The organism is Salegentibacter sp. BLCTC (assembly GCF_015143665.1).
Classification (GTDB): domain Bacteria; phylum Bacteroidota; class Bacteroidia; order Flavobacteriales; family Flavobacteriaceae; genus Salegentibacter; species Salegentibacter maritimus.
This window is the reverse complement of record NZ_WYEW01000005.1, coordinates 21053-28903: the sequence shown is the minus strand read 5'-3', so window position 1 is coordinate 28903 and position 7851 is coordinate 21053. Positions and strand designations below refer to the sequence as shown.

The 7851-nt window shown below is 35.1% G+C and carries 7 protein-coding genes; 5 read left to right on the top strand and 2 right to left on the bottom strand.

Going from position 1 to position 7851, the window contains the following annotated elements; translation table 11 throughout:
• Positions 1-121: 121 nt before the first annotated feature.
• Positions 122-805: a DUF4294 domain-containing protein gene (locus tag GUB10_RS07985; protein ID WP_193710923.1), complete on the bottom strand. Its 684-nt coding sequence runs from the start codon at positions 803-805 to the stop codon at positions 122-124.
• A 105-nt stretch (positions 806-910) separates the two neighbouring features.
• On the opposite strand from GUB10_RS07985, the gene GUB10_RS07980 reads away from it, so the two are divergent.
• The 5 genes from GUB10_RS07980 to GUB10_RS07965 all read left to right on the top strand — a co-directional run bounded on the left by GUB10_RS07980 (position 911) and on the right by GUB10_RS07965 (position 5850).
• A complete protein-coding gene (locus GUB10_RS07980; RefSeq protein ID WP_193710922.1) occupies positions 911-1999 on the top strand; it encodes a M42 family metallopeptidase in 1089 nt (362 codons plus the stop codon).
• Positions 2000-2139: 140 nt separating this feature from the next.
• On the top strand, positions 2140-2454 hold the full coding sequence (locus GUB10_RS16135) for a hypothetical protein (RefSeq protein ID WP_370591080.1): 315 nt from the start codon (positions 2140-2142) through the stop codon (positions 2452-2454).
• Between the two features lie 23 nt (positions 2455-2477).
• Positions 2478-3215: a DNA topoisomerase IB gene (locus GUB10_RS07975; protein ID WP_370591079.1), complete on the top strand. Its 738-nt coding sequence runs from the start codon at positions 2478-2480 to the stop codon at positions 3213-3215.
• 44 nt (positions 3216-3259) lie between these two features.
• Complete coding sequence (locus tag GUB10_RS07970) at positions 3260-5188, top strand: DUF294 nucleotidyltransferase-like domain-containing protein (protein ID WP_193710921.1); 1929 nt, start codon at positions 3260-3262, stop codon at positions 5186-5188.
• Complete coding sequence (locus tag GUB10_RS07965; RefSeq protein WP_193710920.1) at positions 5188-5850, top strand: PolC-type DNA polymerase III; 663 nt, start codon at positions 5188-5190, stop codon at positions 5848-5850. The genes GUB10_RS07970 and GUB10_RS07965 overlap by 1 nt, the downstream gene beginning before the upstream one ends.
• Before the next feature lie 91 nt (positions 5851-5941).
• Here GUB10_RS07965 and acs read toward each other — a convergent pair whose 3' ends face one another.
• Positions 5942-7849, bottom strand: a complete 1908-nt coding sequence (acs, locus tag GUB10_RS07960; protein ID WP_193710919.1) for an acetate--CoA ligase — start codon at positions 7847-7849, stop codon at positions 5942-5944.
• Positions 7850-7851: the final 2 nt, after the last annotated feature.

Below are 7851 nucleotides of genomic sequence, written 5' to 3'. Positions count from 1 at the left end.
TTACTCCCACAAGCTCAACTTCACATTTTTTTAAAGAAAACTTAAAACAAAATTATAACAGCCTCTAAAAAAGGAACTTGTAAGATAAAAAATTTTAAAGAAAATTTTAGAATTGAAAAAGTTAATTTAACCGACTCTTATTCTTACTCCATTTATCGGTAAGTTCAACATACTCAAAATCCAGTGCTGTAGCTTGTGGTTCCAGGATATCATGAACAAAAGAGCGCTGCAAAATATCTTCGATCAAAAAGTCTTCCTCATTATTAATAGGATCAAATTCTTCTTTTAAAGAAATCTCGAACAAACTGGCAGTTGTATTATACCAGAATGCCCGCCAACCACTTTTTAAATTTTTAATTAGATTAAAAGCTGTAGTGCCTGTTTGGCGATGCACCAATTTTACAAGGATTTGCCCTTCTGTATGTGTAAGTTTTTTTAATTCGGCAGAAAACTCCTCTTCTATATAATTTTGAACAATTCTAGTGTATTTTCTTTGAGCCGATCTCGAATCTATTTCATCAAGTCTGGCATTTAGTGCTATTAAGCGTTCCGATGCCAGTTTAGCATAAGGATACACCTTCCTGGTTTTCCTCCTTAATATTAGGTATCTTTTTCTGTCGGCTAAATTATCAAAATGAAGTTTTTTTAAAATCACTACCTCATTAAGATCTATACTTTCCCTTGGCACCGTATCTCCGGCAATAATCATATATCGTTTTTGTAAAGTATCTTGAACAGGAACACTATCCTGGGCAAAAAGACCGGAAAAACTAAAAAATAATATTATAGAAAGTGTTCTAAGCATTCCCCAATTTATTTAGCTTGTTAGCGCACTAAAATCATTCCAAAATTAATGAATAATGAGTTGCCATACATTTAATTCTTATTAAATTCGTAAAAAATCAAAACTATGAGCAAAGACAGTATTCTTGACAAGCAATCTATAGAGTTTCTGGAAAGATATCTTAATAACGCTTCTCCAACGGGTTATGAATCTGAGGGACAGAAACTATGGATGGATTATTTAAAACCTTATGTAGACGAATTTATTACCGATAGTTATGGTACAGCAGTTGGGGTAATAAACCCAAAAGCCGAATATAAAGTAGTAATAGAAGGACATGCCGACGAAATATCGTGGTACGTAAACTATATAACCGATGATGGTTTTATTTATGTGGTAAGAAATGGCGGAAGTGATCATCAAATTGCAGCCTCGAAACGGGTTAACATTCATACAAAAAAAGGGATTGTAAAAGGGGTCTTTGGATGGCCGGCAATTCATACTCGTGATAAAGAGAGTGAGCAATCTCCCAATATAGACAATATATGTATAGATGTTGGTTGCACCAGTAAGGATGAAGTTGAAGAACTTGGGGTTCATGTAGGATGTGTAATTACCTACCCCGATGAGTTCTTTATTCTTAATGAAAACAAATATGTATGCCGTGCCTTAGACAACCGTATGGGAGGCTTTATGATTGCACAGGTTGCAAAGCTTATAAAAGAAAATAAAAAAGAACTTCCGTTTGGATTATATATTACCAATGCTGTACAGGAGGAAATTGGACTTCGCGGAGCCGAAATGATTACCCAGCGTATTAAACCCAATGTGGCTATAGTGACCGATGTAACACACGACACCAATACCCCTATGATCAATAAAAAGAAGACCGGTGATACAAAAATTGGACACGGCCCGGTTATTGCTCACGCCCCTGCCGTACAAAATAAACTACGAGAGCTACTTATTGAAACTGCCCAGGAAAAAGAAATTCCTTTCCAAAGAATGGCTAATTCAAGATTTACGGGAACAGATACCGATGCGTTTGCCTATAGTAATGGTGGTGTTCCATCTGCTTTAATTTCCCTTCCTTTAAGATATATGCATACTACGGTAGAGATGGTACATAAAGATGATGTAGAAAATGTAATTAAATTAATTTATGAAAGCGTTCTAAAAATTAAAGAAGGAGAAAGTTTTAGCTATTTTAGTTAACAAACTATAAGTCATACTATGGAAAAGTCCTTTTTAGCCTATGCTAAGAAGGACTTTTTTATTTTCTTAAGCATACTTTCACATTACTTTATTATACCCCGGGAATTTTTCCAATTATATTTATTAAAAAAGATCAATTAATGACTCTTTCTCCTGAGGAAATAAACAGCTTAATTTCCAACCCTTGTGAAACGGTAGATTTTGCCAATCTTACCTATGTATCTGAAGAAAAACTTTCTATTAATCGGAAGAAAATGGGAAGAGGCTTCTCATACATAAATAAAGGAAAGCGCATACAAGACCCCGACACCATTAAACGGATAAAAAACCTGGCAATTCCACCCGCCTGGCAGGAAGTGAAAATTACTCATTTAAAAAACGGACATTTACAAGTGGTGGGACGTGATGAAAAAATCGTAAACAATATATTTACCACCCTACCTGGATTAAGTTAAGAAATGAATCTAAGTTTTTTAAAATGGCCGCCTTTGGCGAAAATTTACCCAAAATAAGAAAGCAAGTAGATAAAGATCTTGATTTACCTAAAATGACTAAAAAGAAAGTCCTCGCATTAATCCTAAGACTTATGGAAGAAACCCATATTAGAATAGGAAATCATTATTATGCGAAGAAAAATAAGACCTACGGACTTTCAACTTTTAGAACCCGACACGTTAAGACATTTAAAAACAGTATCAAATTCGAGTTTATAGGCAAAAAAGGAAAGGAACACTCTGTAAGCGTAAAAAATAAAAAATTAATAAAACTTATCAATCAGTGTGAAGAAATTCCAGGTTGGGAGCTTTTTAAATTTTATGATGAAAACAGCAACAAGCAGGCTATAGATAGTGGCATGATTAACGATTATATTCATGAAATAAGTGGTGACCTTTTCTCGGCAAAGGATTTTAGAACCTGGAGTGCTACCAAAATATTTTTTGAAACCCTGTTGGAGTTAGGCTATACAGATAATGAAAAGGAAAATAAACAACGTATCTTAAAAGCCTTCGATACCACCGCTGAAGGATTGGGGAATACACGAGCCGTTTGCAGGAGCTATTACGTACACCCAGAAATAATAAATTCTTATGAAACCGGTGAGATACCCCCTTATTTCAAAAAAATTAAATCGGAAGAAAAACAAGACTATATTTCTCTTTCTGAAACCGAAAAAGTAATTTTAAATATGATTAAAAATTATAAGATCAATATTTAAAATTGAATGAAACGGCTGTGCTTCTTTTTATTTAAATTAGCCGTATGAAGAATACCATTGCCTCTAGAATAGCCGATTTTCTAAAGAATTACCCTCCTTTCAACCTTCTACAAAAAGAAGATTTACTTAGCATCTCTAAAAATGTAAAAGTAAAATATCTTGAAAAAGGAAAAACCTTATTTGCCGAAGGCGATACCGGTCATAAACGTTTTTATGTAGTAAATAAAGGAGCAGTTTCCCTGGAGCGTATAAATAACGATAAAAGAGAAACCATAGATAAATGTGATGAAGGTGATATCTTTGGTTTAAGACCTTTATTCGCCAAAGAAAATTACCTCATCAATGCTATCGCAGATGAAGAGACCGTTCTTTACGCCATCCCAATTAAAAAATTTAAACCTTTATCTGAAAAAAATAAAGAGGTAGGGAGTTTTCTTATACAAAGTTTCGCTTCAAACACGAGAAATCCTTATGCTGAAGCACATAAAGGAAAGTTAATTTCAGAAAAAGAGCCGGAGGAAAATCAATTTCAACCCAATAATAATTTATTTGAGCTTCAACCCGCCCCGGTTACCAGAAAAGTAGTAATGGCCTCTCCTGAAACCACTATAAAAAAAGCAGCTCAATTAATGAGGAGAAAAAAAGTAGGCTCGGTTTTAATAGTGGAAGAAAATACGCCAAAAGGAATTGTAACCGACGAAGATTTTAGAAATATGGTGGCCACCGGAGTATTTTCTATCGAAACACCAATTTCAAAAATAATGTCTTCGCCGGTAATTTGTTACCCAAGGGGTATTACAATTGCACAAGCCCAGCTTACTATGATGAAGCATCATATAAACCATGTTTGTATAACAGAAGATGGCACCCCAAACACTAAGGTAGTTGGAGTGGTATCAGAACATGACATTATGGTTTCTGAAGGTCATAATCCATCGGTATTAATGAAAGCTATTCAGCGCAGTAGCAGCACAAACGAATTAAAGAAAATTAGGCATAAAATAACATTATTATTGAAAGGTTTTTTAGCTTCAAATATCCCTCTAAATCATATTTCAAAAATTATTTTTGAATTAAATGATGCTACCATTAAAAGGATAATAGAGCGATGTATAAAAAAACTCCCCACTCCCCCACCTTGTGATTTTACCTGGATTGCCCTGGGAAGCCAGGCAAGAAAAGAACAACTTTTACAAACCGACCAGGATAATGCCTTGATTTTTGAAGAAGTACCACAAGAGAAACTAGAAGAAACCAGGGCCTACTTTCTGGAATTATCTAGAAAAGTAAACAAACGACTAAACATAATTGGTTATGAATACTGCCCTGCAGAGATGATGGCTAAAAACCCTAACTATTGTTTAAGTCTTCAAGAATGGAAACAGCAATTTACAAACTGGATTGTAGACCCCGGTAACGACGAAATATTACTATGTTCAATCTTCTTTGATTTTGATATTTCTTACGGTAACATCAAACTCTCAAATGAGCTGGCTAACCATATTTTTAGTTTAACACAAAACAATAAAAAATTCTATAGTGTTATGGGGGCCACAACTTTAAGAAACCCTTCCCCTCTAGGTTTTTTCCGGCAATTTTTAGTAGAACAGAATGGAGAAAACAAAGATTTTTTTGATATAAAAAAACGTGCAATCACTCCAATAACCGATGCTGCAAGACTACTAATTTTACAGCATCAGGTAAGAAATATTAGCAATACCGCAGAACGCTTTGAAAAATTAGCACAATTAGAGCCGAATAATAAAGATTTATTCCTGGCCTGTGCTTACGCTTCCAAAGTCTTAATTAAATTTAGAACCAAGCAAGGTTTAAAGAATAGAAATAGTGGCAGGTATATAGACCTGGAGAACTTAAGTAAAGAAGAAAAGATAAAATTAAAGCGTTGTTTTAAAAGTATTAGACAGGTACAGGAATTAATAAAATTTAGATTCGAAGTAACTCCTTATATATAATGCTAAACATATTTAAAAAAAAGCGTGAAGATTTTCCGGATTTCTGGAAAAAGTATGAAGCAAAATTTCAGGAGAAACCTTCTAAAGAAATTGAACATACCCGTTTTGTCGTTTTTGATACCGAAACCACAGGCTTTGATCTCATTAAAGACAGAATGCTATGTATTGGTGCGGTAGGCATTACCAATAAGTCTATTGATGTAGCAGACGGATTTGAAGAGTATATTTCCCAGGAAACATTTAACCCTAAAACGGTTAAAATTCATGGGATTATACAAAACGAGCGTATAGAAACCCTGCAAGAGGAAGAAGCGGTAAAAGCATTCTTAAAATATATAGGAAATTCAGTTCTGGTAGCCCATCACGCAGGTTTTGATATTGGAATGCTAAACCAGGCACTTGCCCGAATGGGACTTCCAAAATTAAAAAACAAAGTCTTGGATACCGTAAAACTCTACCGGGGCACAAGAATAATCTCAAATCTTATTAATAGGGAAAGAAATTATTCGCTAGATGAAATTGCTGAAACTTATCATATAGATATTAAAGATCGCCACACGGCAGCAGGAGATGCCTTTATTACTGCTGTTGCATTTATTACAATTCTTGGAAAATTAAATACCGATAATAAGTTGAAACTTAAAAAACTGTTTAGGTATTAATTCATTTCACACGTTTATCAAGGTTTTCTCAAAAAAAAGGCCTCACAGATTTTAGAAAACCATGAGACCTTACGTATAAAGCAGTATTTTTTTAAAGTGCCTTTTTTATAATTTCATCTACAATTTCAGGGTTTAATAAGGTAGATGTATCACCTAGATTTTCGGTTTGTTTTGATGCGATTTTTCTTAAAATTCTACGCATAATTTTTCCACTACGTGTTTTTGGAAGTCCCGCAACAAATTGAATTTTCTCAGGTTTAGCAATAGGCCCTACCTTATCTTTAATTTGTTGGTGAATTTCATTTCGTAAATTGTCGTGATTTCTTGATTCCCCAACTTCTTTTAAAATCACAAATGCATAAAGTGCATTTCCTTTTACTTCATGAGGGAAGCCCACTACGGCAGATTCTGCCACTGCAGGGTGTTCATCTATAGCATCTTCAATTGGTGCTGTTCCTAAGTTGTGACCCGATACAATAATCACGTCATCTACTCGTCCTGTTATTCGGTAGTAACCTACCTCATCCCTAAGAGCTCCATCCCCGGTAAAATACATATTTTTAAAGGTAGAGAAGTAAGTTGTCTTATAACGCTCATGATCTCTCCAAACAGTTCTTGCCATAGACGGCCAGGGATATTTAATACACAAACGGCCATCTACCTGGTTTCCACTTAGCTCTTCCCCATTTTCATCCATAATAGCAGGTTGAATTCCAGGAAATGGTAAAGTGGCATAGGTAGGTTTCACCGGAGTTACATATGGCAATGGCGAAATCATGATTCCTCCTGTTTCTGTTTGCCACCAGGTATCTACAATAGGACTTTTATTCTTTCCTACATTATCGTTATACCAATGCCAGGCCTCCTCGTTAATAGGCTCCCCAACTGTTCCCAATACTTTTAAGGAAGACAAATCGTGTTTTTCAACAAATTCTATATTTCGTTTAGCTAGCGATCTAATGGCTGTTGGAGCGGTATAGAACTGATTAACTTTATGCTTCTCCACTACATCCCAAAATCTGCCTGCGTCTGGATATGAAGGCACCCCTTCAAACATCACTGTAGTTGCACCATTGGCTAGAGGACCATATAATATATAAGAATGGCCGGTTATCCAACCAATATCAGCTGTACACCAGTATACATCTCCTTCTTTATATTGAAATACATTTTTAAAAGTATAAGCACTATAAACCATATAACCCGCAGTTGTATGCAACATTCCCTTAGGTTTTCCGGTAGAGCCCGAAGTATACAAAATAAACAATGGGTCTTCGGCATCCATAGTGGTTGCTTCACATTGGTCTGAAGCTTCATCTAACAAAGGCTGCAACCATTGGTCGCGTCCTTCTTTCATATTAATATCAGAATTTATACGTTTTGCAACCAAAACACTTTTTACTCCTGGACATTCTTCCAGAGCTTTATCTACAATCCCTTTTAAGTCTATAGTCTTATTTCCGCGGTAAGAACCATCTGAAGTTATAAGCATTTTACAATCGGCATCATTTGTTCTGGTAGCCAGGGCTTTTGAAGAAAAGCCTGCAAAAACAACAGAGTGTATAGCTCCAATACGAGCACAAGCCAACATAGCTACTGCAAGTTCTGGAATCATAGGCAGGTAAATACAAACCCTATCGCCTTTTTCTATTCCTTTAGACTTTAAAACATTTGCAAATTTATTTACTTTTTTATGAAGTTCTTTATAAGAAATATGTTGAGCCTCCTCTTCGGTACCGTTTGGCTCCCAAATAATGGCGGTTCTATCTGCATTGGTAAAAAGGTAACGATCTATACAGTTCTCTGTAATATTAAGTTTTGCATTTTCAAACCACTTTACTTCAGGTTTATTAAAGTCCCAGCTCAATACATTGTCCCATTTTTTTCGCCAGGTGAAATGTTCTTCGGCAACTTCTTCCCAAAAATTTTCAGGCTCTCTAACCGATTTTCTATACACTTGAAAATACTCTTCTAAATTCTTAATATGATAATTACTCATAA

Excerpts from the sequence above, each read along its gene's own strand:
- GUB10_RS07975 (WP_370591079.1), top strand. The coding sequence starts at position 2,478 with ATGGCCGCCTTTGGCGAAAATTTACCCAAAATAAGAAAGCAAGTAGAT.
- GUB10_RS07970 (WP_193710921.1), top strand. The coding sequence starts at position 3,260 with ATGAAGAATACCATTGCCTCTAGAATAGCCGATTTTCTAAAGAATTAC.
- GUB10_RS07965 (WP_193710920.1), top strand. The coding sequence starts at position 5,188 with ATGCTAAACATATTTAAAAAAAAGCGTGAAGATTTTCCGGATTTCTGG.
- GUB10_RS07980 (WP_193710922.1), top strand. The coding sequence starts at position 911 with ATGAGCAAAGACAGTATTCTTGACAAGCAATCTATAGAGTTTCTGGAA.
- acs (WP_193710919.1), bottom strand. The coding sequence starts at position 7,849 with ATGAGTAATTATCATATTAAGAATTTAGAAGAGTATTTTCAAGTGTAT.
- GUB10_RS07985 (WP_193710923.1), bottom strand. The coding sequence starts at position 805 with ATGCTTAGAACACTTTCTATAATATTATTTTTTAGTTTTTCCGGTCTT.
- GUB10_RS16135 (WP_370591080.1), top strand. The coding sequence starts at position 2,140 with ATGACTCTTTCTCCTGAGGAAATAAACAGCTTAATTTCCAACCCTTGT.